The following is a 26,985-nucleotide window of genomic DNA, read 5'->3' on the forward strand; positions in this document are numbered from 1 at the left end:
CCGGCGGAATTCCGGTGGCACGGCCCTGTGATTTGGACGATATGTCGGCCTTACTCGGCGGGAGTTACGCTACCGTCCTGGAAGCCAACGTTGTTGTGGGCAAAGCAGTCCTCGTACTTAAAGCCGGAGAGCTCCTCGCAAAGCGCCTTGACCTCGGGCTTGACGTCGGCCATCTTGCCACCCTCCTTGACTCGGTGAATCTCGTCGCAAAGGACGTCGCACTGCTCCTTGTCGATCTTGATGCCGCGGGCAAGGACGGCCGCAAGCAGGAAGAAGCCGGCGCAGCCGATGATCATGTAGCCGCAGATATACAGAGGCACGGTAGCGGGCTGGGTCACGGCGTCGCTATTGCCGGCGGTCTGAATGAAGCCGGAGGCAGCAAGGACGATAGCCCACACGTTGACGGCGATAGCCTGGGCGATCTGCTGGCAGAGCTGCTGAGCGGAGCTGTAGATGCCCTCGCGACGACGCAGGGTGATGAGCTCATCGACATCGGGGATGTAGTTGAGCAGAACATCGGGCAGGTACTGGAAGCCGACGTAGAAGAACTTCCAGATGGCGAAGATGATGGGGTAGGCGATCATGGCGATGGCGACCGTGGAGGTGCCATTGATCTGACCAAAGGCGAAGTAGTTGTAGGCGATGATGCACGCAGCGCAACCGACATTTGCGAGGTACCAAGACTTGTGGAAGCCCTTCTTGGCCATGAGAGCGACCCAGATGGCGGTGCAGACGATAGCGACGACCTTGCCAGGCATCTCCATCACGGACTCGTAGGACTTAGGAATCTGCAGGCAGTAGACGATGAAGAAGGACAGGCAGGCAGACCAGCAGGCAGCAGCGAGCTTCGTGGAGACCTGTGCGTACAGGACCTTGCGGAAGGACTTGTTGCGGAAGGTGGAGATTACGTCGATGAAGAACTTCTTGATACCCTCGCCGACGCTCTCGATCTTCTCCTGAGCGACCTCCTCGGGGGTGTGCTCCCACGTGGACAGGTACACACAAAGCAGCGAGATTGCCATGACCGAAGCGTTGATCGTAGCGATGATGAAGTAGCTGAACGGGTTGGTCTCGCCGAAGGTGCCAAAGCCGAAGCCCACAAGTGCAGCCATCAGGAAGCCGGCGGCGTTACCAAAGAGATGCTTGTAGCCGGTGAGGTACGTACGCTCCTTGAAGTCGTCGGTCATCTCGATGGTAAGCGGCGACAGGTTGGCGGTGCAGAACGTATACGCGACGTTGTAGATCAGGTACAGCACAAAGTAGTACGGGAAGCCAAACGGCGTAGCCACGAAGATGAGCGGCTCGGCGATCATCATCGGGATGGCCAGCAAGATCCAGAAACGACGACGACCAAAGATGCGGCCAATCTTGGTGGCATAGAAGTTATCGGCCACAAAGCCCATCAGCGGGCAAAGAATAGCGTTGACATAGATGGCAAACGAGCTGATCAGTGCAGCCTCGCCTGCGGACAGGCCACACTCCGTGGACAGGAACAGCACCATGTAGCTGTGCGTAAAGGTCAGGGCACCGGAATTGAGCATACCGCCCATACCAAAGCCCAAGCGCGTCCAGAATGTGATCTTACGCTTTTTTCCGATCTTATTAGTCATCGAGCTCCCTCTCTTTTCTCGATTGTCTTGCAGCAAGACATTGGAGTCCACACTGACATCTGTCTGCCCAGCGTTCAGGGTGAACGTTTAGTTAGATTATGCGCGATTGCTTATGACAGGTGAACGTTCACTTGCATATTATCCCCGAACGGTCGATTTTTACCGCCGAACGGACACAATTGAGATCCTCACACCTATTTTCTGCTGGTAAGGGTGCCATGCTGGACAGCCATGAGATAGGTGAACGTTTATCAGATTTTCCAACATATTCACTTAACCACGAAGCGAAAAAGCCCCGCCGGGATCACTCCCAACGGGGCAGACGACATAGCGCTATGTTTGGGCGCACTTGCTGCTACAAGCAGACGCCGTCCTTCCAGATACTGATCTCGTGACAGCCACGGCGCTCGGCACTCGTGAGCTTACCGCTCGCCGTCTGTAGCACCAGCTGGTACAAATCGCGGGCGGCCTCGTCGAGCGTGCGCTCACCCGTGGCAATCACGCCGGCGTTAAAGTCCATCCAGTTGGCCTTGTGGTCGCACAGACGCTGATTGGTGAACACCTTGAGCGTAGGCGCCGGCGCGCCAAACGGCGTGCCGCGTCCAGTCGAGAACAGAATCACGTGGCAGCCAGCAGCCGTCAACGCCGTGGTGGATACCATGTCGTTGCCCGGGCCGCACAGCATGTTCAGGCCATGCTTGGTGACCTGACCGGCATACGGCAGCACGTCGACGATGGGTGCAGAGCCACCCTTCTGCACGCAGCCGCAACTCTTGTCCTCGAGCGTGGTAATACCGCCGTCCTTGTTACCGGGACTCGGGTTCTCGTAGACCACCTCGCCATGGCTAATAAAGTAGTCCTTAAAGCCATTGAGCATGTCGGAGGCAGCGTTAAAGACCTGCTCGTTCTCGCAACGGTCAAGCAGGATGCTCTCCGCGCCAAACATCTCGGGCACCTCGGTAAGCACCGACGTGCCGCCGCGGGCGACGACCATATCGCTCACGCGACCGATCGTGGGGTTGGCGGTAATGCCCGAAAGGCCGTCAGAGCCGCCACACTTAAGACCAATGACCAGCTCGGAGGCCGGAATGGGCTCACGCTTTACTTGCTTGGCCAGGTCAGCCAGCTCGGACAGAATCTTGTGCCCCTCGATCTGCTCGTCGGCGACGTCCTGGCAGGTGAGGAAGCGGACGCGCTCGTGGTCGAAGTCACCGAGCTCGTCGAGCACCTGCTGATGCGTGCAGTTCTCGCAACCGAGCGACAGGAATAGCACGCCGGCCGCATTAGGATGACGCGAGAGCGCCACCAGCAGACGACGCGTCTGGGCATGGTCGGCGCCGGTCTGCGAGCAGCCAAAGGGATGCGGGAAGTAGTAAACACCCTCCAGCGAGCCATCGACCAGATCCTGGGCCTGCTCACACATGGCACGGGCGACTTCGTTGACACAGCCGACCGTGGGGATGATCCATAGCTCATTACGCGTCGCGGCACGACCGTCGGCGCGGCGGAACCCCATAAAGGTCTCGGGCTCAACGGGATCCACGACCGGATGTGTGGGGTTGTAGGTATACTCGACCTCGCCCGAAAGGTTGGTCTTCACATTGTGCGTGTGGAGCCACTGACCGGGCTGGACATCGCCCGTCACGTGTCCGATGGGCAAGCCGTACTTGATGACGTCCTCCCCTGCGGCAATCGAGCGCACGGCCATCTTATGACCCTGCGGAATATCCTCCGCGGCCACGACCTCGCCCACCCCGGGAACCGCGACGGCGGTGCCCTTGGCAAGCGGCGACAGCGCGACAATCACGTTATCGGCCGGATTAATCTGGATAGTGTTCATTGCAAATGGTCCTAACCCTACAGGTTGAGCAGAAGTCGAGGCGCGGGCACGCCGTCCCGCACCCGCGTCCGCGCCGGAAATTTACGCCTGAGCGTTGGCGAAGGCCTGCTTGGCGCCCTCGGCACGCACGACGGCGAGCGCGCTGACGACAAACTCCTCAAGACCTGCGATCTGCGTAAGGTCCTCGCCCCACATTTGCTCGTTGGTGAGCACATCGTGCACCAGCTGGGCATCGTCGGTGCCGGCATGGGCGGCGTAGAAGTCGAGCACGAAGGCGTCGTCCTGAGCGGTGTACTCGGTGCCGTCGGAGCGACGCAGGTGCAGGCCGTCGCCCTCGCGGGACACGAGCTCCTGCGTGTAGAAGGAGATGAGCGTAGCGAGGCTCGTCGCCAGACACTTGGGCAGGTTGCCGGTCTCGGCAACGTAGTCCTTGAGCGTGGGCAGGTCACGAGCACGCCACTTAGCCGTGGAGTTGAGGCAGATGGAGAGCAGCGCATGATCAATAAACGGGTTGTCGAAGCGGTTTTCGACGGCGGCGGCAAAGGCCTTGCAGTCCTCGACATCCAAGTCGGCGGCAAGCGTCGGAATGACCTCGTCGTAGAGCATGGTGTTCATGAAGCCGCGAACGATCTCGTCATGCATGCAGTCGCGCACGATATCAAAGCCGGCAACCCAAGAGCCCGGAACAAAGGCGGTATGGGCACCGTTGAGGATGCGGACCTTGCGCTTTTTGTACGGGGTGACGTCGGGAGTCACAAAGACACCCGGAAGACCAGCCTTCACAAAGGGAAGCTTCTCGGCAAGCGACTCGTCGCCCTGGATGCCCCACATCTGGAAGGGCTCGCGCACGGCCAGGAAGGGATCCTCGTAGCCCAGACGCTCAGCCACCGCGGCGGCCTCGGATGCGTCGCGGATACGGCCCGGCACGATGGTGTCGACGAGCGTGGTGCAGACGGTGCAGTCGTTGGCCATCCACTGCGCAAACTCGTCCTCCCAGCCCCAGTCGCTCACATACTGGTTCATGATGCGCAGCAACTCCTCGCCGTTGTGATCGATGAGCTCGCAGGCGAGGACGATGACGCCCGGCTTACCGGCAGCCCAGCGGGTGTGGAGCACCTGGGCAAGCTTGGCGGGGAAGCTCGCAGGTGGCATGTCGTCGGCCTTGCAGGACGGGTCATAGGCGATACCGGCCTCGGTGGTGTTGGAGACGATGATCTCTAGGTCGTCGGAGACGGCGACCTCCATCATGGCGCGGTAGTCGTCCTCACGATACGGGTTAAGGCAGCGGCTGCAGGCGCTGATCACGCGGGACTCGTCAACCGTGTTGCCGTTCTCCTTGCCGCGCACCAGCACGGTGTACAGGTCGTCCTGGGCATTGATACCGTCGGCAAAGCCAAAGGCACCGTTGATGGGCTGCACCATGACGACCTTGCCGTTCCAGCCGGTGGCCTCGTTGCCCATGTCAAAGAAACGGTCGACGAAGGCGCGCAGGAAATTGCCCTCGCCAAACTGCAGAACCTTCTCGGGAGCATCCTTGGGCAGCAAATAGCCCTTGTAGCCGATCTTCTCGAGCGCATCGTAGCTGATGTTCTCCATCTATGTGTCTCCTTAGATGTTTGTTAGCGTGCAAGCAAAACGGGGCTCCGCGTTTGGCAACGGCGCCCAGGGTTCGATGTGATTCGATGCGGGCTTAGGCCTCGTCGGTGTCCAGGTCAAAGCCAAAGTAGCGGACCGCATTGTTGTAGCTGATGTCGCGCACGATACTGCCCAGCAGCTCCATGTCGGCCGGGTACTTGCCCTGCTCGACCCACTCGCCGATCACGCTGCACAGCACGCGACGGAAGTACTCGTGGCGCGGATAGGACAGGAAAGAGCGGGAGTCGGTAAGCATGCCCACAAAGTTGCCCAGGACGCCCTCGTTAGCCAGAGCCGTGAGTTGCTCGCGCATGCCGACCTCGTTGTCGTTGAACCACCAGGCGGAGCCGTTCTGGATCTTACCGGCGGTCGGAGCCTCCTGGAAGCAGCCCATGACGGTATCGATCATGGTGTTATCGATGGGGTTCAGGCTGTACAGAATGGTCTTGGGCAGGCCGCAGGTCTCCTGAATGGAGTTGAGGAAATCGGCAAGCTGGTCGGACGGCGTGTAGTTGGAGATGCAATCGTAGCCGGTATCGGGACCGAGCTTGGCAAACATGGCGCGGTTGTTGTCGCGCTTGCAGCCAAAGTGCAGCTGCATGGCCCAGCCCAGACGGACATACTCGCCGGCAACGAACTGCATAAAGGCAGTCTTGTACTTGAGGACCTCTTCCTCGGTAAGCGGCTCGGCAGCCAGACCCTTGGCAAAGATAGCCTCGATCTCGTCGGCGGTAGCCGGGACGTACATAACGTAGTCGAGTGCGTGGTCGGAGGCGCGGCAGCCCAGCTCGTGAGCAACGTCGTAGCGCTTGGAAATGGCAGCCTTCATGCCCTCAAAGTCGCTGACCTCGACGCCGGCAACCTCGGAAAGGTGCTTGCAGTAGTCGGCAAACTCCTGGCCGCGCTCGATGCGCAAAGCGGCATCGGGGCGCATGGCGGGAACGACCTGAACGTCAAAGCTGTCGTCGGCGGCAATCTTCTTGTGCCACTCAAAGCTGTCGGCGGGGTCGTCGGTAGTGCAGATCATGCGGACGTTGGACTGCTTGATCAGGTTGCGGCAGGTGAAACTGGCCTCGGCGAGCTTGGCGTTGGCAAGGTCCCAGACCTCCTGGGCAGTCTTGCCGTTGAGGACGCCCTCGTAGCCAAAGTAGCGCTTAAGCTCCAGGTGGCTCCACTCAAAGACGGGGTTGCCAACGCAGCGACCCAGGGTCTCGGCCCACTTTTGGAACTTCTCGCGAGCAGGGGCGTCGCCAGTGATAAAACGCTCGTCGACGCCGTTGGCACGCATCAGGCGCCACTTGTAGTGGTCGCCGCCCAGCCAAACCTCGGTGATGTTCTCGAAACGCTTGTCCTCCCAAATCTCCTTAGGAGAAATGTGGCAGTGATAGTCGACGATGGGCATGCCCTCGGCAAAGTTGTGGAACAGCTCCTCGCCGGTCTTGGTGCTCAGCAGGAAATCCTGATCGTCCATGAAGTTTTTCATCAAACAACCCCTTTGTTTGCGGAGCGGGCGCACAATACGCTCGTCATCCTCTAGGTGAACGTTCACCATACTAATCCATTACGACTCAAAAGGTGAACGTTCACCTAACAACCATGGGGTGAACGGTAGGTTTTGCCCGTTCAACGGTTGCCGGAGCTGTGACTTGCATGCATTGCGGACCGGTTGGCGTCCCCGAACACCGAACTTGAGCGCTTTTGCTCAGGTGGGTCATGTCCCGACGTACATTTTTGGGAGTATTCAGCATTGGAGCGCGCCGTGCGCCATCCTCAGCGTCCTATTTGGAACGCAGATAGCGCCCGATCGGCATAAAAAGTGCCCCCGATGGCAAATTACGCCATCGGGGGCACTTAAAACAGTCGTTCTGCACCTCATTCAGGGCATGCCAATGCTGAATACTCCCAAAAATGCACGTCGCAAGAGGGGGTACCTGCTCAATCGGCTAAATACCCGCAAGTTCGCAGTAGCGGTCGACATTGCTGGCAAATACCATCTCGACGGCACCCTTCTGGACGGGCACCGTCGGGGTCCTTCCCCACAGCAGATAATCGCCCAGCGTCTTAGCGCCGCGATACGCCAGGCTCGTCGGGTCCTTATAGACAATATTGGTAAAGATACCGCGGCGCAAGGCCAGAGCACTTTCGGGAAACAGGTCGTTGCCGATCACCATGACCTGACCGGCCTTGCCGGTCGAGACGAGCGCGTCGGCAACCACTTCGGAACCAACGGCAAAAACGCTACAGATAAGTTCGGGGGCGTCCGGCGCACTCAAGCGCTTTTCGAGCTCATGCTCGAGTTGTTTGACTTGCGCATGGGCACCTGCAAGATCCTCAACCTGCCATGGAATATCACGTTCGCGCAGGTAATTGTGGAAGGCGCGGGCGGTTAGATAGTGCGAATCGGTATATGGGTCGCCTGTCAAAAGGAGCACGCGGGCGTCGGCCCCAGAAGCATGGACCAGGTTTGCCGCCTGCTCGGCCATAAGGCTGCCTGCCGTCGAATAATCGGCCAAGCTCGCACCCAAACGATTCAAATGCGGACGGTCGCCGTCGACAAGCTCAATCGTCACGCCCGCCTCGGCGATCTGCCCCAAAAGCTCAGTCGCACGATCGTCGCCCGGCGCATAGGCGAGCAAGCCATCAATCTTCTCGCCCACCTGCAGACGCTCGTCGATTTGCTCGAGTGCATCAGCGTAGCCGCCCACGCCAAATTCAACGCGCTCAACCGTAATGCCCCGGTCGATGACCTCCTGTTCAAAGCGATTGCAGCCTTCCCACAGGTAACGGAAAAAGTACGCTCCCTCGCGCGATGCGCGGGGCAGGCAAAACACCAGATTGATATCCTTGCGGCGCAGGCTTGAGGCACTTGTGTTGCGGTGATAGCCCATGGCCTCGGCCTTAGCGTTCACCTTGGCGCGCACGGATTCGCTCACGCCGGCCTTTCCCGTCAGAGCCTTGTGCACGGTATTGATGGAAACGCCAAGCTCGGCGGCTATGTCCTTCATGGTTACGCGAGCGCTCATGCGGTTACTCCGTTATAGATAAGTTGCCAATTAATAGTCCAGTTAACGATACCCCAAAAATACTCTTCGACTCGCCGTGCTCTCCCTCAAATGCACAAAGCGCCCCGCGAACGGATGCCCGCGGAGCGCTTGGATGTCCGGACCTTATTTGATACCGCGACCCAAGTCTTCAGCGATTTTGTCTACGCCCTTAAGTGCAGCGCACGTCTTTTTGTTGGAGCAATGCCCCGTGCAAGCGCCGCCCTGAGCGCAGTCGGCGCAAGTGCCCTTGCGGTAGATGCGAACGCATACCGCGACAAACGCAATACCGATAACAGCCAGTACAACAATATCGATAGGTGCCATAGCAAGCCTCCTCTAGTTAACCATCACTTACTTTACCCCATTCTCCACCTACCAAAAAGGGACAGGTTTATTTTGGTCGGTTTTATCTGCGGAAACGCCACATCTCCCCCACCAAAAAGCCCGAGTGTCGCTGGGACACCCGGGCTCGTGGAAAGGGGTTAATCCCTATTCGGACTTAAGCGGAAACTGCGGCGGAAGCAGTGTTGGTCTCGTCCTCATCGGTCCATGCATGCTTGGGCATGGGACGGAAAATCTGGAAGAGCATCGCGACCAGCAGCACAATGGCCACAACCGTCCAAATACCAAACTGGCCAAGGACAAGCAGGTTGTAGAACTGGTTGATGAACAGGGCGATCACCCAAGCAAAGGCGCACTCGTAGCCGATGGCAATCGCGGTCCACTTGCCGGAGTCCATCTGGTTGCGGATGGTGCCAATGGCGGCAAAGCACGGTGCGCACAGCAGGTTGAACGCACCAAAGGCAACGCAAGCGCCCATAGTCGGGAACATGCCGGCGAACGCGGTCCACAGGCTCGGGTCGGTCTCGCCGGCGTCGGCAACGGAGAGCAGCGAACCGGCGGTGGCGACGACGTTCTCCTTGGCGACAAGGCCAGAGACAGTCAGCGCGGTGGCCTGCCAGGTGCTAAAGCCGAGCGGGGCGAAGATCCAGGCGACCAGGTTGCCCAGCATGGCAAGCACGGAGTAGTCCATGAACTCCTCGGGGATGCCCTCCATAGCAGGCAGGAAGCCAAACGTGCCGTTGTAGCTACCAAAGTTGGAGAGGAACCACACCACGACAGTGGACGCGAAGATGACCGTGCCGGCCTTCTTGATAAAGGCCCAGCAGCGCTCCCACACGTGCAGCGCCCAAGAGCGGATCGCCGGGAAGTGGTAGGCAGGAAGCTCCATAACGAACGGCGTCGGGCGGCCGGCGAAGAGCTTGGTCTTCTTGAGCATGAGGCCCGAGGCGATGACGGCAAAGACACCCAGGAAGTAGAAGAGCGGGCTGATCCACGCGGCGGTGGTGGAAGAATCGCCGATAATGGAACCCATGAGCAGGGCAATGATCGGCAGCTTAGCGCCACAGGGAATGAACGTGGTAGTCATGACCGTCATACGGCGGTCCTTCTCGTTCTCGATGGTCTTGGTGGCCATGACGCCGGGAACGCCGCAGCCCGAGGACACGAGCATAGGAATGAAGGACTTACCGGACAGGCCGAAGCGGCGGAACACGCGGTCCATGATGAAGGCGACGCGGGCCATATAGCCACAGTCCTCCAGGAAGGACAGCATCACAAAGAGCAGGAACATCTGCGGCACAAAGCCGAAGATGGCGCCCAGGCCGCCGACGATACCGTCACAGACCAGCGAATCGACCAGGCCACCGTCCTCGGTGCCACCCGCCACAAGTGCGTCGTGGACCATGGTGGTAATACCCGGAACATACGGGCCATACTGCGCAGGGTCGACCGAGTCGGCGTCGTCACCCGCGGCCTCGACAGCCTCATCGTATGCATCGCGGCCCTGACCGAGCACATACCAGCCGTCGGTACCGAAGAGCTGGTCGTTGGTGAAGTCGGTCACCGTGCCGCCCAGGGTGGAAACGGCGATGTAGTACACGCAGAACATGATGACCACGAAGATCGGCAGACCCAGGATACGGTTGGTAACCACGCGGTCGATCTTCTCGGAGGTGCTCATCTTGGCCGGGGCCTTGGTGAGGCACTCGTCGATGATGTGCGCGATCACGCCGTAGCGCTCACCGGTGATGATGGACTCAGCGTCATCGTCGCAGTCCTGCTCGCACTGGGCGACCAGCTGCTCCACGCGAGCGGCCTTCTCCTTGGTGAGGTTGATGAGCTTGCAGGCGTCCGCGTCGCGCTCGAACAGTTTGACGGCGTAGTAGCGACGCTTGTTAGCAGGAACGCTGGCTGGCAGGTTGTTCTCGATGTGGTCCAGAACGTCCTCGATGGAGGAATCAAACTTGTGCTCCGGCACCTGGCCCTTGGAAGCAGCAGACTTCTTTACCTGCTCGAAGAGCTCCTTGATGCCCTTGTTCTTAAGAGCGGAGATCATCATAACCGGGCAGCCGAGCTTCTTGGAAAGCTTGTCGGTGTCGATCTTGTCGCCGTTCTTCTCGACCAGGTCGGCCATGTTGAGGGCAACGACCACGGGCAGGCCGGTCTCGATGACCTGAAGTGCCAGGTACAGGTTGCGCTCCAAGTTGGTGGCATCGACGACTTGGACGACAACATCGGGCTCGCCGCTCATGAGGTAATCGCGCGAGCATTGCTCCTCGGGGCTGTAGGGGGAAAGCGAGTAGATGCCAGGGAGGTCCGTGATGGTAACGTTCTTGTCGCTTAGGAGCTTGGCCTCCTTTTTCTCAACCGTGACGCCGGGCCAGTTGCCAACGTAGCCGTTGGCGCCGGTGATCAGGTTGAAAAGCGTGGTCTTGCCGCAGTTGGGGTTACCCGCCAACGCGACATGGATCTGAGAATCCGCCATTCAATCCTTCTTCCTTGTGTGCCTGCGCTGCTTTCTCCGCGCAGGCTGGATAATGTACTTCAAAGATGCTGCATTAAGTTAGAAAAACCTAACTTTATCTGCAGAAATATGCGCCCCGAGTCCTTACTGGACCTCGACGACGGCGGCCTCCTCCTTGCGGATGGAAAGCTCGTAGCCGCGCACGTTGATCTCGACCGGATCACCGAGCGGTGCAACCTTCACGACCTTGAACGAAGTGCCCTTGATGAGCCCCAGGTCCATAAGGTGGCGGCGAAGCGCACCCTCACCGTGAAGCTTGACGATGGTGGAGCTCTCGCCCACCTTAACGTCACCCAACGTCTTCATCCTCTTGTCCCCCTTTCGGTTTTTATGAAATGCTGCAGACTAACCGACGGTCATGATGTGCATGGCAACCTTGGAATCGATACCAAAGCGTGCGCCCAGCACGGTGACGATAATATTGGCGCCACTCGAGCTCACCACGTGGATTTCGCTGCCCTCGACAAAGCCGAGGTCCTTGAGGTGGTGCTTCATATCCTCATTGCCCTTTACACGAGACACGCGCACGGTTTCGCCCGCTTTTACCATCGAAAGCGGCATTGCCGGCATCTGCGGTCCGCAAGACATGAGTGGCTCCTAACGTCAGTTCATCCTCAACATCGACGCGGTAAAAGTTAACCACGCCTATGTTCGCTTTAGTAAACTAACACGTGGTTAACTTTTTGGAAAGGGTCCCCATTCAGATTTCGAAAAAGTTTCCTATACGAAACAAAAGGGCACGGCAAAGGACCATCCTTTACCACGCCCTATCATGCTTAGAGTGAGAGATTTCTGATCGACGTAACGCAGGAAGCCTCGTCTACGCCCGAAACGCGGAAGATGATGTCCTCGCCGCACTCGCCGTAGAGAGCCATGAGTCCCATGACATCGCGGCCATTCGTGTGGCGATCGCCGATACTGACTGACACGTCGCAACGATGCTTGGCAATGATGTCATAGAGCAGCGCAACCGGGCGGGCATGTAATCCCAACGGATCTTTAATCGTCTTTGTAAACTCGACCATGTCCCCTCCCACGACATCGTACATTCGGCTGGCAAACCCAGCCATGTGGTAGTTATTGTAGCGTTAGATGCTTGTCGAGGACCCTTTCGGACACCCCGTGGACAAAAAGTGGCAAATATGAGTACTGTCACAAATTTAGTAGCAGCAGAATTGAGAGCAAATTGGCCGATTTGGCCGATTTTAATGTTTTGGAAGCCATCGAATCGCGTCTATAGGGGGTTAGATAAATTGATTTTGAGCCCATTTTCGCTCAGAACAGGCCGAAAAATATGACACCTCTTTTGCAACAGTACTCATATTTGGCATTTTTTGCCCACAGGGTCCAAAACCATGCTCCAAAACACAAAAGGAGGGGCCTCGTAAGGCCCCTCCTTAGGAAAGGGAATCGATTTATTCCACAGCCGTAGATTAATCCTAGCCGCTACTCCATCATGTCGAGGACGGAGGGGCGAAGCTCGTTCTCAGCAGCCTCGGGATCGGTTTCGCGCAGGCGGTTGATGTAGCGGTTGTACCACATCACGGCAAGGCCCAGGAAGACAACCACGCCGCCGACGTTGTAGACCAGCGTCAGCCACAGCGGCTGATCGAGCGGAATGGTGCCGCAGATAAGCACGAAGCAGAAGACCACAAGCAGGAATGCAGCAATGACCAGGCCAAAGGTGCGCGAACCCATGCGGAAGCCACGGGGAGCAGCGTCGAAGTTCTTGCGCAACATAAAGTAGGCAAGCAGGATCAGCAGCGGCGGGAGCAGAGCGGTGGCAGCCGTCATGTTGGTGACGATCATGAGCAGGTCGTCGAGGTTACCGGAGCCCAGGGCCGGGATGATCAGGATGGGGACGACGATGGCGAACTGCAGCCAGGCAGCGCGGGCGGGAATGCCGTGCTCGTTGAGCTCGACGATCTTGCTACCAAAGACACCCTTGGGGATCTCGGTGAAGAAAACCTTGATGGGAGCAGAGGTCCACATCATGAGGGAGCCCAGCGTGGCGGCGAGAAGGATCAAGCCGATGGCGCGCGTAGACACTTCCATGGGAATGCCAAAGTGGGCAAAGACAGCGCCGAATACGTCGAAGATACCGGTGGAGATGGCAACGCCGCCCTCGGGGATGAACAGGTTAACCAGCAGCGAAGCGCCTGCATACAGAAGGCCGATGGTCAGACCGGCGATAACGACGGTGCGCACGAAGGCCTTGACGCCACCCTTAAGGTCGTTAAGGAACACGCCGACAGACTCAGCGCCGCCAACGCCCTGGATGATCCAGGCAAGCGTACCGAAGAAGCCCCACGCAGTTGCGAAGTTGCTCATGTCGGGAGCCATGTTAGCGGGAGTAGGAGCCGTAGCGAACTCAACGCCGCCAAAGGCAGCAGCCAGGGACAGCAGGATGAACACGGCGGTCAGGCCGAGAGCCGCGGTCGAACCGAAGGAGGAAATGGAGCCGATCCACTTAGCGCCCTTGGTCGAAACCCACGTGGCGATAGCAAAGACAACGATCTCGATAATGGTGATCCACAGCTGCGAAAGCTCGGCGTTGGCACCAAAGAACACGTAGCTCGCGTAGATGATGACGTTGGGCAGGACGGACGCAAAGAAGAACAGGTTAACGAACCAGTAGCTAAATGCCGTCAGGAACGCCCAGCGACCACCCATCGAGGTCTTAACCCATGCGTACACGCCCGACTCGGAGTCCTTGTTAAGGCCGACGAACTCGGCGGTAACCAGGGTATAGGGGACAAAGTACAAAAGCGTGGCGAAGAAGAACGACGGCGCGGCTGCTAAGCCGATGGCCGCGTTGTTGTTGATGATGTTCTTGATACCGAACACGGCGGCGACCGTCATGCCCAGCAGAGCGAACGAACCAATCGTTCCTCGTTTTTCAGAGCTCATAAGCCCTCCCAATCATCTATTAAATGTCATCTAAACCCGTCCGAGCTGCAAGTGCAAACACGGACGGCGCACCTGCTAAGGGGAATGGGGAAAAGGGAGTCAACAAAGCCATCCCCCCTTAACGGCGCGAAGCAAACGTCCAGGCGGACGAATACTACTTGTTGGGGAAGGAATAACCTTCGACCGTCACGTGCAGTACCACGACGCGGGGATCCGCGGCATCGGCCACGACACGGTAGGCCTCGTCAATTTCGACGACGGCAACGCCGCCGGCGGGAATCGTCACGGTCTCCCCCGCCCCCTCAAAGCGCTCGCGATCATCGATATCGCTGTAAGCGCGGGTGCAGGTGAGGCCTGCCTTGGGGGCAACCTCGACGGTCAGGTCGCCGTCGAGCGGAGCGAGCACGGCATGGTAGCGACGGTGACCGACCAGGTCGGCGGTTGCGGCCTCGCGGGCATAGACCCACCAGTACACCAGCGAGTCGCCGATGGAGTACGCCACATCGTGCTGCAGTTCAGAAACGCCGTCGAGCGCCTGGCCGGTACGCATCCACTTCTTGACGGACTTCATCTGAGCGTCGAAATCGGCGCGCGAGTTAAAGACATGCATGGCTTATGCCTCCTTAATGGGTGCCAGCGCCTGAGCCAAATCGGCAGACGTCAGCGGTCGCAGGGACACCTCAAAGCTGAAGCTCTCAAAACGGGTGCGATAGGAATCGAGCACCTCGGAACCCCAAGAGTTCGAGCCAAGGCCGAGCAGCTGGTCGTTGATGTTAACCGTGACCGTGTCGCCCGGAACAAGGTCGTAGACGTGCTTGGCATTATCAATAGCCTCGCAGCTATAGGGCCATGCCGAGAACGAGAACGGGTTGGAAGCGGCGTCGGCCGGACGAGTCACCAGCACGCCATCACCGTGGCTAGAGCGCAGGGCAACCCAGCGGGTACCCTCGCGGTTGGCACAGTCCTGAGGCATAACGTAGGGCGTGAACATGTCGTCGACCGTAGTGCGGTAATGACCGACCGGGTTGGCACGCAGCGAGTCCGGATAGTTCTCGCCCGGGCCGTGGCCATACCACTCGACGGCACGATCGCAACCGGGAACCTCAAAGGAGATGCCGATGCGCGGGATAATGTCCGAATAGTCGCCGTAGGGCTCGCCGGAAACCTTGAGGTCGACGCGACCGCTCGGAAGCACGGCGTAGACAAGCTCGACGCACATGCCGAACGCGCGGACGGGAGGAGCAATACGTTGGCTCACGGTAACGACGACCGCATTGCCGTCCTGCTTCCAAAAAACCTTGCGGGTGGACGTCTGCATTACATCAATGAAGTTGTCCTTCCACAGGGAGTCGTACTCCTGGGCGTGGTTGTCGACGAGCGGATGCCAAAAACCAACCTGGGGACCAGAGGCCATGACGTCACGGCCGGATGCCTTCCACTCGCTCACGGTGCCGTTTACCTTGCTGAAGGTCAGCTCGCCGTTGAGGGAGTGAATGCGAATCTCCTGCTCGGTCTCCTCGACCGTAAGCTCAGGACGAGTGGGAGCCGCAATGGCCGGCGCCGGATGGTTTGCGATGGCAAACTGGTTTGCGCCCAGTTGGAACATCGGCTCGCACCAGACGTGAGCGGCCATGGTGTAGGCGCGCACAGTCAGCAGGGTCTCGCCTACCGCGGCCTCGTGAATCACCAGCGGAAGCTGGACGGACTCACCGGGGGCAACCGCACCGGGCATGAGCGTCTTGCGGCAGACCACGTCGCCGTCCACCAGGGTCTCCGCCGACAGGCAAACATCCTCGAGGGTGGTAAACCAGCGCTTGTTGGTGACAGTCAGCTCGCCCGCCTCGGCGTCATAAGCCATGCGAACCGGGCAGATGACCTGGCCGTACTCGGTAAGGCCCGGGCTCGGCTGCTGCCAGGGGAACACCATGCCATCGATGCAGAAGTTGCTGTTGTTGGGGTAATCGCCGTTGTCGCCGCCATACATATCGTAGGCAATGCCGTCCTCGGTCACAGCAGCCAGACCGTGGTCGCACCATTCCCAGATAAACTGGCCTTGGATGCAATCCCAGCGATCGAAGACCTCCTGATACTCGGACAGGCCTCCGGGGCCGTTGCCCATGGAGTGACCGTACTCGCAATTGATGCGCGGCTTGGGGAACGGATGCTCACCAAAGTCGTTCATCTGCGACACACGGGAGTACATCGTGGAAATGACGTCGACGGTATCGGCGTTGCGGTCCTCCTCGTAGTGGACCGGACGACCATCGAGCTCGTGAGCCTTGGCGTACATCGCGCGGATGTTGCAGCCATAGCCGCTCTCGTTGCCCAGCGACCACATGATGATGCACGCGTGGTTGCGCTCCTGCATCACCAGGCGCTCAATACGGTCGACGTAGGCCGGCTCCCATGCCGGGTCGTCGGTAACCAGGGCGATGTTGCCGATATTCTCGAAGCCGTGGCTCTCCATATCGGTCTCGGCGACCAGCATGATGCCATACTCATCACACAGCTCGTAGAAGCGCGGGTCATTGGCATAGTGAGAGGTGCGCACTGCGTTGATGTTGTGCTGCTTCATGAGCTCCAGGTCGCGGCGTATGCGATCGAGGCCCACGGCGCGGCCCTTGTGATCGTCGTGATCGTGGCGGTTGACGCCATGCATTTTAAAGTAAGTGCCGTTGAGGTAGATATGATTGCCCTCGACCGTCACCTCGGCAAGACCCTGGCGATGCGGGACGTACTCGCTCACCTTGTCGTCGTCGTAGACCTCAAACGTAAGATCGTAGAGGAAGGGGTCCTCGGGATTCCAGAAGTGGGCATCGGTCACGCTGCACTCGGCATGGCTGTCGACGCACTCACCCGTAGCCACCACGTTCTCGCCATCGCTGAGCGTAAACACAACGCGGGAAGCGCCCTCGGCAACCGTATCGAGCGTGATCAGAGCGGCATCGCCCTCGCGGTGCGTGCGGAACCTAAAGTCGACCAGGTGCGCGGCGGGACGCTGCATAAGGTACACATCGCGGAAGATGCCCGAGGCCCACCACATGTCCTGATCCTCGATGTAGCTGCCATCGCTGTACTGCAGGACCTTGACCGCAAACAGGTTGTCGCCCTCGACGAGCGCGTCGGTCACGTCGAACTCGGCAGACAGGCGCGAACCCTTGGTCATGCCGATATACTGACCGTTGACGTACAGCTCGCCATAGCTCTCGATGCCGTCGAAGCGAATGATCTCGCGAGCGCCGGCAGGAACGGCGGGAAGGTTGACGATGCGCTGGTAGACGCCCGTGGGGTCGTCGGAGGGAACGAACGGCTGATCAACCGGGAACGGGAAACCCTCGTCGGTGTAGGCAAGGTTGCCATAGCCGTCCACCTGCCACAGGTGCGGAACCTCCACGTGATCCCACTCGGGCTTGTACGTGGAGAGTTCCTCGTTGGAGACGGCAGCGGGGCCCTCAAAGAGGCGGAACTGCCACGAGCCGGACAGCTGGACAAACCCGCGCGACAGCTCGCGGCTGTACGTTGCAGCGAGATCGGCGGTCTCGTAACCCATAAAGTACGCATGGGGTGCCAGGCGGTTCCTGTGGGTGAGCGCTTGGTTTTCCCAATCGTTAATGGCGTCCATGGTGATGCTCCTTCATCATCGTAGTGATTCTTGTGCAACCGGTTGTCCTTATCTTACGGGCGATGCAAAATACTGTGCAACCGGTTGTCCGCTGAACGGTCGATTTGGCCGGGTTAACGGTGCAACCGGTTGTACAATCGCAACACTTATGTCACCCTGAGTATCGAAACTCAGCACAAGACATCGTTCTTAAGCTCGTAGGCAACCTCCACGCCCGCTGATATCTCACCCACACGAGACGTATTCGATTTCGGCTTGGTTGCAAAACGACACCGGTCACCGGATATCATGAACGCTGTTCAGGCGCACTATAGTAAGCTGTATCCGCACTAGCCCGTATCAGTGACAACATCGACCGCATTTTCCAGGAGACGCCATGACACAACCAGTTCGCACCGCACCTACGCTTGCCGAGGTTGCCGCAGCTGCCGGCGTGTCGCGCTCCACGGCATCGCGCGCCCTCAACGATTCGCCCCGCATTAGCGAGGAAACCAAAAAGCGCGTCCGCGCGGCGGCCAAGGAAGTCAATTTTGTCCCCAACGCTCGTGGCCGAGCGCTCGCTGTCGGGCGCACGGAAATCATCGCCGTGCTCGTGACCGCGCCTCTGAGTGAACTCTTCAGCGACCCCACCTATAGCGAGTTTTTGAGCGGCATTACCGAGGAACTGTCGGAGTCGTCCTATCTGCCCGTTATCTTGCAGGCGTCTTCTACGCATGAGCGCAACCGCGCACGCGAGCACTTTGAGCGCCGCTCGTTCGACGCCGTGATCGACGTCTCTCCCTACAAAGGCAGCGAGCTGCTCGAGGTGCTGCGCGAGCTGGGCGTACCCACCGTGTTGTGCGGCCAGCTCGAGGGCCACCCCTATCGCGATGTGTTCTCGACGGTCTACTCTGACGACGAAGAGGGCGGACGCTTTGCGGCACTCGCCATGAAGGGGCGCGGCCGCAAAGATATCGTCGCCGTGTTGGGACCGCAAGACAACCCCGCTGTTGTCGACCGCCTGCGCGGCTACCGCGCCGTCTTGGGCGAAGACCTCCCAGACGCAAACGTTATCTATACCGGCTGGAACAGCGGAGACGGCTATCAGGCCATGCACCTGATTCTCGCGCGCAAGATTGCTTTCGATGGCGTGCTCTGCGGATCGGACCGTATCGCGGCTGGCGTCATCACCGCACTCAACGAGGCAGGCCTATCCGTTCCTGCGGACGTTTCTGTCGTCGGCTTCGACGATCACGAGATTGCGACGCGCTGCGTCCCCGCGCTCACGACCGTCCGCCAGTCCCTGCGCGAAGAAGGCCACATGGCCGCCAACATTGCGCTCGACATGATCAAGGGTGCCGAGCCTACCACCTCCGTGATGCACATGCAGCTGATCCAGAGAGACTCGCTATAAGAAACTGGGGCAGGCTTTCTGCCAGACAGTTGTTGCGGAAAGCCTGCCCCGTTTTGAGCGCTCATTCTGGGGCACAGTTTCCGTTAGACAGCTCAACCGGAAACTGTGCCCCATTATTTTGCCGAATTCTGGGTCGCGCTTTCCCAGAGGACCCCCCTTGGGAAAGCGCGACCCGTTCTGGACGCAAATTCCGGGTTGTAGTTTCCCGGCGCACGACGGCAAGCCTCCAAACCATGACGTCACGACATAAAAAACGAGGGAAGGCACGTGTCCTTCCCTCGTTACAGGCAATATGTAGCCGCTTCCCTACATCAGGCGCAGACTGACGTCCTTGAGCTGGGCGCCGCTAACGGCACTCGGAGCGCCCGACATAAGGTCGGAGCCGCTGGCCGTCTTAGGGAACGCCATGACGTCGCGGATGGAGTCGGAACCGGTGAGCAGCATGCACACGCGGTCCAGGCCCAGAGCGAAACCGCCCATCGGGGGCGCACCAAACTTGAGGGCCTCCATGAGGAAGCCAAACTGAGACTCGGCGCGCTCCTCGGTAAAGCCCAGGAGCTTGAGCATGGACATCTGCATCTCGGCGTTGTGGATACGCATACCGCCACCGCCGGCCTCAAAGCCGTCCATGACAAAGTCGTAGGTGCACGAACCGGCCGCCAGCGGATCGGCCTCGATCTTGGCGATGTCGGTCTCGGTCGGCAGGGTAAAGGGCTGATGCTCGGCAGCATAGGCCTTGCGGTCCTCGTCCCAATGGAACAGCGGGAAATTGACGACCCACAGGAAGTCGTGGCCCTCGCGCTTGATCTCGAGTGCGTTGGCCATGTGCGAACGCATGCCGCCCAGGATCTCGTCGGAGAGCAGGCGCGGGCCGGCGGCGAACATCACAAGGTCGCCGGGCTCGACGTCCATGCGCTCGCGCAGAGCGGCCATCTCCTCGTCCGAGAAGAACTTGACGATGGGGCTGTTGATGGAGCCGTCCTCGCGGAAGGCGATCCATGCCAGGCCCTTGGCGCCAAACGTGGAGGCCACGCCGGCGAGCTTATCGATCTTGGCACGTGCCCAGGCACCGGCGCCCTTGGCGTTGATGGCCTTGACGACGGAGCCCTCCTCGTTTGCGGCAGTCGCAAAGACCTTGAACTTGGAGTGGGCAAAGATGTCGGTCAGGTCGACCAGGTGCATGCCATAGCGGGTATCGGGCTTGTCGGAGCCATAGGTGTCCATGGCATCCCAGTAGTTCATACGACGCAGCGGCGTGGGCATCTCGACACCCATGCGGCCGAAGGCATCGGCAAGAACCTCTTCGAGCGCGCTCATGACATCGTTCTGGTCCACGAAGGACATCTCGATATCGACCTGGGTGAACTCGGGCTGACGGTCGGCACGCAGGTCCTCGTCGCGGAAGCACTTGGCAACCTGGTAGTAGCGCTCAACGCCACCAACCATGAGCAGCTGCTTCAGAAGCTGCGGGGACTGCGGCAGGGCGTAGAAGTTGCCCGGCTGGATGCGGCTGGGAACGATGAAGTCGCGGGCGCCCTCGGGCGTGGACTTAAACAGGGAGGGCGTCTCGACCTCCATGAACTCACGGTTGTGCAGTGCCTCGCGAATGGCAAAGGTAAAGTCGGAGCGCAGCTTGAGGTTGGCCATCATCTCGGGACGGCGGAGATCCAGATAGCGATAGCGCAGACGGGTGTCCTCGCTGGTCTCGATGCCGTCCTCGATCTGGAACGGCGGGGTGACGGACGTGTTGAGCACCTCGGCGTGGTCGGTCAGGACCTCGATCTCGCCGGTCGCGAGCTTGGTGTTGGTGGTCTCCTCGCCACGGGCGCGCACGACGCCGTGGATCTTGATGGGCCACTCGGGACGCATGGTCTCGGCGATCTTAAAGGCATCGCCATCGGAGTGCTCGGGGTCGAAGGTGAGCTGCGTGATGCCCTCGCGGTCGCGAAGGTCGCAGAAGATAAGGCCGCCGTGGTCGCGGCGACGGCTCACCCAACCGGTGAGGGTGACCTCTTCGCCCACGTTCTCGAAGCGAAGCTCGCCGCAGGTACGGGTGTGCATGGAATGCTCATCGATGGGACGGGTCTGGCTCATACCAGTGATCCTCCTTTATGGATCTGTGCCGCCCCGTGTCGTTCCGGGCGGCGTCGTACAGATTTGCCCAGCCTGCGTAAACCGCGCAGCCGGACATGGCGTTCTATCTTATCGCACCCACGTCGATGTACCGCGAAAAAGTAACTCTTGCCCAAAGACTTGACGGAGACGAAACAATTGACGCACCGCGGCCGTCGCCCAGGCGCGCCGCGTGCGACAATGTGCCCCAATACAACTGCACTCGGAAAGGCCCACCATGACTGCACGCCTCATCGTTATGGATATCGACTCCACGCTCATCAACCAGGAGGTCATCGACCTGTTGGGCGAGGAGGCCGGCGTAGGCGAGCAAGTGGCGAAGATCACCGAGCGCGCCATGCGCGGCGAGCTCGACTTTAAGCAGGCGCTCGAGGAACGCGTGGGGCTGCTTGCCGGCTTGGACGAGAGTGTGTTCGAGCGCACCTTTGAGCGCGTGACGTTTACCCCCGGCGCGTTAGAGCTTGTGCGCTCGGCACACAGCAAGGGCTGGAAGGTCGGCGTGGTAAGCGGCGGCTTCCACGAGGTCGCTGACAAGATCGTAACCGCCGCGGGCATCGATTTTTGCCTGGCCAACCGCCTGGAAGTCATGGACGGCAAGCTCACCGGTAAGTTGGCTGCCAACATTGTGACCAAAGAGTCCAAGCTCATCCAGCTGCTGGACTGGGCAGTTGAGTGCGGTGTCGACATGGCCCATACCGTCGCGATCGGCGACGGCGCCAACGACATCCCCATGATTCAGGCTGCGGGCACGGGCATCGCGTTTTGCGCCAAGCCCAAGACGCGCGAAGCCGCCCCGTTTGCCATCGACGAGCGCAACCTGATGCTCGCCATGGACATCATCCTGCGTGACTAGCCGATCCGTCTAACAATTGAATCAGTCTGTCCTATAGTTTCCGAACAATTTTGTCTTAGTGTTCGGAAACTTGCCCTTGAGTGCTAGACTTTGCACCGTCGAAGGGAACATATATGGATAAGCGAGATCTTGAGCAATTGCTGAGCGATGTTGCCGACGGAGCAGTCGCCCCGGCAGTCGCCCTCACGCGCATCCAGACGGCGCCGACCGCCGATCTGGGTTTTGCGCAGCTCGATCTTTCGCGCGGGGTGCGCCAGGGAGCCGGCGAGGTTGTCTACGGCGCCGGCAAAACCGCCGAGCAAATTGCCGCCATTATCGAAGCGCTGCGCGATGCCGGCCAGGAGCGCATCCTGGTCACGCGCCTGGATGCCGAAAAGGCAGCCCGCACCTCGGAGCTCCTCGGCAACGGCATCGACCTGGGATATGTCCCGGACGCGCAGCTCGCCCTCGTGGGCGGCAAGCCCTCCCCTACCGGCAACGGACGCATCGTCGTCGCCTGCGCCGGCACGAGCGACCTGCCCGTCGCCGAGGAAGCCGCGTTGACGGCCGAGTTCTATGGCAACGAGGTCGACCGCCTCTACGACGTAGGCGTCGCCGGCCTGCACCGCCTACTCGCGCATGCCGAGGAACTTGCCCAGGCACAGGTGGTCATCGCCATCGCCGGCATGGAGGGCGCGTTGGCGAGCGTTATCGGCGGCCTGGTGAGCTGTCCGGTCATCGCCGTTCCCACCAGCGTGGGCTACGGCGCAAGTTTTGGTGGCGTAGCCGCACTGCTCGCCATGCTCAACTCCTGTGCCAGCGGCGTATCGGTCGTCAATATCGACAACGGCTTTGGCGCCGCTTACCAGGCAAGTCTTATCAATCATCTGAGCGCCGGCACACCCCGCGCCCGCTAAGGAGCATTCCATGTCCAATCATCAGCACACGCTTATCATCGACGGCACCTCGGGCATCAGCGGCGATATGACCGTCGCGGCCCTGCTCGACCTGGGCGCCAGCGAGGAGCACCTGCGCGAACAGCTCGCCACGCTGCCGGTCGACGGCTTTTCGATCTCCGTGACGCGCGTAAACAAGCATGGCATCGACGCCTGCGATTTCGACGTCCAGCTTGCAGAGGAGCTCGAGAACCACGATCACGATATGGCCTGGCTCTACGGCAACGAAGCAGCTGCCGAGCACACGCATGAGCACCACCATCATGACCATGGTGAGCACGCGCATGACCATGACCACGAGGGCCATCATCACGCCCACCACCATCACCATCGTTCTTTGGCGGACGTCACCGCCATCATCGATGGCTCGCAGCTAAGCGATGGCGCCAAGCGTCGCGCTCTCGCCATCTTTACCGCACTCGCTGCCGCCGAGGCCAAGGCTCACGGCAAAACGCCCGAGACCGTCCTGTTTCACGAGGTAGGCGCCGTCGACTCCATCGTCGACGTCTGCTCGGTCGCCATCTGCCTCGATGACCTTGGTATCGAGGATATTGTCGTCGAGTCGCTCTCCGAGGGCCACGGAACCATCCGCTGCGCCCACGGCCTCATGCCCATTCCCGTCCCCGCTGTCGTCAACCTGTGCCAGGCGAGCAATATCGCCCTCACGCCCGCACCGGTCGCCGGCGAGCTCGTGACGCCCACGGGCGCCGCCATCGTCACCGCGCTGCGTACGTCCGACCAACTGCCCTCACGCTACCGCATCGAAGCCGTCGGCTACGGCGCCGGCAAGCGCCCCTACGAGGGTTGCTCCGGCACGCTCCGTTGTCTGCTCGTTCACGTGGATGCATAGCCATGGATGCCCGCAAAGAAAAAAGCCGCGCTGCCATCGTTGCGGCGTTCTCCGAGCTGCTACGCGAAGTGGACTACGGCAAGATTACCGTCGGCGACATCATCGCGCGCGCTCACGTAGGCCGCGCGACATTCTACGGCCTCTTTAAGAGCAAAGACGACCTACTGTCCGAGCTCGTGAGCGACATCTGCACCCATGCCCTCGACGACGATGGCACACCGCTCGACGACCCACTCGTGCAGGTCGAGCATATCCTCAACAACCTCTGGGAGCGCCGCCAGGGCGTACGGGCACTGGTAGCCGGCGCCGGCTCACGCGTCTTCGCCGACTGCCTCCGCAAGACTATCATGTCGCGCGCAGCCGAAACCGTCCCCGCCGACCCCGCAGGCCCCGCCAGCACCATGGACCGCAGCTTCTTACTACACCACATAGCCTCAAGCTTCGTAGCAACCGTCCAATGGTGGGCCTGGCACAACTTCCAAGCAGACAAAGCCGACGTAGCCAAAGACTACCTCTCAGCCATAAAACCCCTCTTCAACTAAGTAAGCCCCTCATCCCAAAGTTCCGCCCTCATCTCAAAGCCCCGCCCCAACCCAAAGCACAATCCATCCCAAAGTATCGACTACAGCCCAACGCCCCTACCAGCAACAAGCCCCTCCCATCCAAATTCAGATATATATGTTGGGTTGCTTGTTCGAACACAGCCAAGAATGCCCAGGGCTCGGTAGGGGTTAACTTTCCAACGCACTCCGCAGGACGCAAAAAGGCTCGCCGCACGAAGTGCGCAGCGAGCCTTTTTGCATGTCCGAGGACGCGTTGGAAAGTTAACCCCTACCGAGCCCGGACCTTATAGAGCCGTCCTTTGACTAGAACATGCCCAAGAAACCATGCACAAACAGCGCGGCCACAATAGCACCGACAAACGGAGCGATGCCAGGAACAAGCAGGCCGTACTTCCAGTTGTTGTCAGCCTTGTTCTTGATCGGCAGCACCTGATAGGCCATGCGAGGACCAAGGTCACGAGCCTGGTTCATGGCGAAGCCGGTGATGCCGCCCATGCCCATGCCAACGGCCCAAACGATCAGGCCAACGCAGATGGCGAGCATCAGAACGTTCTCGCCAGCGCGGCTAGCAGCGGCAAGGATGGCGCTGATGAACACGAAGGTGCAGATGGCCTCGCAGAAGAAGTTGCGGGCATAGTTCGTGCCCTCGGTGGTGGGGTTGGTCGAGAAGATGTTGCGCTGGGCAATGGGGTCGACGACGCCCTCGGAAGCCTTGAACTCATCGGCATACATAAGCCAAGCGATTACGGCGCCCACAAAGCCGCCGAGCATATCGGCAATCATGAAGGGGATGCAGCTGCTCCACGGCACCAGACCGACGATGCACTGGGCAAGCACCATAGCCGGGTTCATGCACACGGCGCCGCCAAAGACAAACAGGCAGACCGAGATGCCAAAAGACCAGGTGGTGATGGCAAACATGTGGCCGGAGCCCTGATACTTGGTGCCCTTGAGCACGGTATCGCAGTGCACGCCCACGCCAAAGATGATCATGAGGGCCGTTGCGCCGAATTCGCAGAGGAGTTTGGTAAGCATAAAACCTTATCTTTCTTGTCGGTTATAAACGATTCGTTTAGGCCGCGTACTAGTGCTGCGCGACGACAACGCCCAGGCCATCGGGAATGACGGCCACCTTGGCATCGACACCCTTCATCTCAAAGGCGAGCTTGAGCGCCTCATCGAGAGTGTTGACCGGCGTCATGTGCATATCCTTGATCATCTGGTGATCGCACAGGTCGGTGACCATGATCACAGGGTGATGCGCCAGGATGCGGGCAAAGATCTGGCTCGTCCACTGGTCGGGCAGGGTCTCGTCCTTAGGACGGTCGATGCAGGCGCGCTCAAACTCCGCCGGATCGTTGTCGGCGATGTTGTGATAGAAGCCCTCGCCACCGTGGCCGTCGGCACAACCGGCGACGTCGATGATCACGCCGCCCTCGGGAAGCGTAGCCTCGGCAGAGCACATGCCCTTCACGGCCTGATAGATGTTCTGGTCGAGCGGGTAGCCGCCGTTGGTGGTGATGGCAATCTCGCACTCGACGGGCTCAACGCCGGCAAGGCTCTTCACGAACTCGCAGCCAGCCTCGTGCGCCTTGTGGATGTCGCCGGCAAAGGAGCCGATGACCTCGTGCTTGCCGTTGAGCACCACGTTAAGCACAAAGGCAAGGTGAGCCATCTCGGCGGCAGCAAACATGTCCTCGCTCACGTGGTTGTGGCACAGGTTGCCGGCACGCGAATGGGAATCGTTCACAAACTGACCGTTGTGGTTGTACATGATGGTCTTGTAGCTGGCGATGCCAGGCAGGACGGACTTGCGGCTACCAGAGAAACCGGCAAAGAAGTGCGGCTCAATAAAGCCCTCGGCAAGCAGCAGATCGCAATCGGCGGCAATCTTGTTGATGATGCACTCGCCACCAGAAGGCAGGGTGCCAATCTTTTTCATCATGCTGTCGTCAGTCGCGACGTGCATAACGATTTCCTCGTTGGCAACAATCTCCTCGCCATACTTATTGACGAGTTCCTCGTGCGTCGACGGACGGTGCATACCCGTAGCAACCAAAATACGCACTCGAGCCTCGGGCGCAGCGGAATGGATGTGATGCAGCAGAATAGGCATCGTCACACGCGAGGGAACGGGGCGCGTATGATCGGAGCTAATAATGACGATATCCTTCTTGCCAGCACAAAGCTCCTCGAGCGAAGGCGAACCATAAGGGTTGGCAAGCGACTCCTCTACCAGCTCTTCCTGCGATTTCGTGGTCTTAAACTCGTTTTGATGACCTTCCATCACACCCGCGAAGTTCTTATCCTCGAGCTCCAGGTGCAACGTCTTGTGGTCAAACGGCAGTTCACATTCAAACAATGACGAGCGCCCTCTTCCTTTTCAACTGACACACTAGATAAACCGTTGGAAGGATACGCCGCTCACCGAAAAACACCACCGTCCACCGACTCATTAACACAACGTTCATATTTGACCCACAACAAAACGGCCACGACCCCGCTTGGGACCGCGGCCGCTACAGTCGTAAGGCGAAAAGCGCACAATTCTTCTCCTCAGCTTTAATCCCCGAAGACCGAGGACGAAGGGACCCGATGGGTTTCCCTCTGAATGCATTCCGCACTGATATCTTCTGTATTGAAGACGTCGATGGTGCACCCGTATACCATTGACGTCGACACCATCAGATGCGGACCGCGCGGTGACCCCACATTCCGCTGGCGCCCACGG

Annotated in this window: 21 protein-coding genes; 5 read left to right on the forward strand and 16 right to left on the reverse strand. The window is 59.6% G+C overall.

From position 1 onward, the window contains the following. Window positions 1-50: 50 nt before the first annotated feature. The 13 genes from I4W09_RS02220 to I4W09_RS02280 form a co-directional block, all read right to left on the reverse strand. Complete coding sequence (locus tag I4W09_RS02220) at window positions 51-1,610, reverse strand: MFS transporter (protein ID WP_055285984.1); 1,560 nt, start codon at window positions 1,608-1,610, stop codon at window positions 51-53. Between the two features lie 355 nt (window positions 1,611-1,965). Next, window positions 1,966-3,450: a UxaA family hydrolase gene (locus I4W09_RS02225; protein WP_196031464.1), complete on the reverse strand. Its 1,485-nt coding sequence runs from the start codon at window positions 3,448-3,450 to the stop codon at window positions 1,966-1,968. A gap of 81 nt (window positions 3,451-3,531) precedes the next feature. Next, complete coding sequence (locus tag I4W09_RS02230) at window positions 3,532-5,046, reverse strand: tagaturonate reductase (RefSeq protein WP_196031466.1); 1,515 nt, start codon at window positions 5,044-5,046, stop codon at window positions 3,532-3,534. Between the two features lie 94 nt (window positions 5,047-5,140). Continuing rightward, window positions 5,141-6,568 carry a glucuronate isomerase gene (gene uxaC / locus I4W09_RS02235; protein ID WP_196031468.1) on the reverse strand — a complete coding sequence of 476 codons (1,428 nt, stop codon included), beginning with the start codon at window positions 6,566-6,568 and terminating at the stop codon, window positions 5,141-5,143. Between the two features lie 460 nt (window positions 6,569-7,028). After that, entirely contained in the window at window positions 7,029-8,108 is a 1,080-nt protein-coding gene (locus I4W09_RS02240) for a substrate-binding domain-containing protein (RefSeq protein WP_055309672.1), read from the reverse strand. A 144-nt stretch (window positions 8,109-8,252) separates the two neighbouring features. Beyond that, entirely contained in the window at window positions 8,253-8,453 is a 201-nt protein-coding gene (locus I4W09_RS02245) for a hypothetical protein (protein WP_196031470.1), read from the reverse strand. A gap of 175 nt (window positions 8,454-8,628) precedes the next feature. Beyond that, window positions 8,629-10,956: a ferrous iron transporter B gene (feoB, locus tag I4W09_RS02250; protein WP_196031472.1), complete on the reverse strand. Its 2,328-nt coding sequence runs from the start codon at window positions 10,954-10,956 to the stop codon at window positions 8,629-8,631. Window positions 10,957-11,079: 123 nt separating this feature from the next. Next, window positions 11,080-11,301: a FeoA family protein gene (locus tag I4W09_RS02255; protein WP_006234774.1), complete on the reverse strand. Its 222-nt coding sequence runs from the start codon at window positions 11,299-11,301 to the stop codon at window positions 11,080-11,082. A 39-nt stretch (window positions 11,302-11,340) separates the two neighbouring features. Continuing rightward, window positions 11,341-11,583: a FeoA family protein gene (locus I4W09_RS02260; RefSeq protein ID WP_040358815.1), complete on the reverse strand. Its 243-nt coding sequence runs from the start codon at window positions 11,581-11,583 to the stop codon at window positions 11,341-11,343. A gap of 188 nt (window positions 11,584-11,771) precedes the next feature. Beyond that, on the reverse strand, window positions 11,772-12,020 hold the full coding sequence (locus I4W09_RS02265; RefSeq protein WP_196026107.1) for an HPr family phosphocarrier protein: 249 nt from the start codon (window positions 12,018-12,020) through the stop codon (window positions 11,772-11,774). A 421-nt stretch (window positions 12,021-12,441) separates the two neighbouring features. After that, window positions 12,442-13,905 (reverse strand): amino acid permease, encoded by a 1,464-nt coding sequence (locus tag I4W09_RS02270; protein ID WP_196031474.1) that lies wholly within the window; start codon window positions 13,903-13,905, stop codon window positions 12,442-12,444. A 154-nt stretch (window positions 13,906-14,059) separates the two neighbouring features. Then, window positions 14,060-14,515 carry a NanQ anomerase/TabA/YiaL family protein gene (locus tag I4W09_RS02275; RefSeq protein WP_035136853.1) on the reverse strand — a complete coding sequence of 152 codons (456 nt, stop codon included), beginning with the start codon at window positions 14,513-14,515 and terminating at the stop codon, window positions 14,060-14,062. A 3-nt stretch (window positions 14,516-14,518) separates the two neighbouring features. Further along, entirely contained in the window at window positions 14,519-17,527 is a 3,009-nt protein-coding gene (locus I4W09_RS02280; protein ID WP_196031476.1) for a glycoside hydrolase family 2 TIM barrel-domain containing protein, read from the reverse strand. Window positions 17,528-17,903: 376 nt separating this feature from the next. Here I4W09_RS02280 and I4W09_RS02285 point away from each other — a divergent pair, with 376 nt between their 5' ends. Then, complete coding sequence (locus I4W09_RS02285; protein WP_196031478.1) at window positions 17,904-18,920, forward strand: LacI family DNA-binding transcriptional regulator; 1,017 nt, start codon at window positions 17,904-17,906, stop codon at window positions 18,918-18,920. Between the two features lie 306 nt (window positions 18,921-19,226). On the opposite strand, the gene aspS is transcribed toward I4W09_RS02285, so the two are convergent. Next, window positions 19,227-21,014, reverse strand: a complete 1,788-nt coding sequence (gene aspS, locus I4W09_RS02290) for an aspartate--tRNA ligase (RefSeq protein WP_196031481.1) — start codon at window positions 21,012-21,014, stop codon at window positions 19,227-19,229. 256 nt (window positions 21,015-21,270) lie between these two features. Between aspS and serB the strand changes: the two genes are divergently transcribed. From serB to I4W09_RS02310, 4 genes are all read left to right on the forward strand, one after another. Continuing rightward, window positions 21,271-21,906, forward strand: a complete 636-nt coding sequence (serB, locus tag I4W09_RS02295) for a phosphoserine phosphatase SerB (protein ID WP_196031483.1) — start codon at window positions 21,271-21,273, stop codon at window positions 21,904-21,906. Window positions 21,907-22,019: 113 nt separating this feature from the next. Beyond that, on the forward strand, window positions 22,020-22,802 hold the full coding sequence (gene larB, locus I4W09_RS02300) for a nickel pincer cofactor biosynthesis protein LarB (RefSeq protein ID WP_196031485.1): 783 nt from the start codon (window positions 22,020-22,022) through the stop codon (window positions 22,800-22,802). A gap of 10 nt (window positions 22,803-22,812) precedes the next feature. Further along, window positions 22,813-23,691 (forward strand): nickel pincer cofactor biosynthesis protein LarC, encoded by an 879-nt coding sequence (gene larC / locus I4W09_RS02305; protein WP_196031487.1) that lies wholly within the window; start codon window positions 22,813-22,815, stop codon window positions 23,689-23,691. Window positions 23,692-23,693: 2 nt separating this feature from the next. Then, the gene (locus I4W09_RS02310; protein WP_196031489.1) at window positions 23,694-24,233 is read left to right on the forward strand and encodes a TetR/AcrR family transcriptional regulator; all 540 of its coding nucleotides are present in this window, start codon (window positions 23,694-23,696) and stop codon (window positions 24,231-24,233) included. A gap of 324 nt (window positions 24,234-24,557) precedes the next feature. Here I4W09_RS02310 and larD read toward each other — a convergent pair whose 3' ends face one another. Next, on the reverse strand, window positions 24,558-25,289 hold the full coding sequence (gene larD, locus I4W09_RS02315) for a D/L-lactic acid transporter LarD (RefSeq protein ID WP_089572653.1): 732 nt from the start codon (window positions 25,287-25,289) through the stop codon (window positions 24,558-24,560). A 49-nt stretch (window positions 25,290-25,338) separates the two neighbouring features. Then, window positions 25,339-26,616 carry a nickel-dependent lactate racemase gene (larA, locus tag I4W09_RS02320; protein ID WP_196031491.1) on the reverse strand — a complete coding sequence of 426 codons (1,278 nt, stop codon included), beginning with the start codon at window positions 26,614-26,616 and terminating at the stop codon, window positions 25,339-25,341. Window positions 26,617-26,985: the final 369 nt, after the last annotated feature.

Source organism: Collinsella aerofaciens (genome assembly GCF_015670795.1).
Taxonomy (GTDB): Bacteria; Actinomycetota; Coriobacteriia; order Coriobacteriales; family Coriobacteriaceae; genus Collinsella; species Collinsella aerofaciens_Q.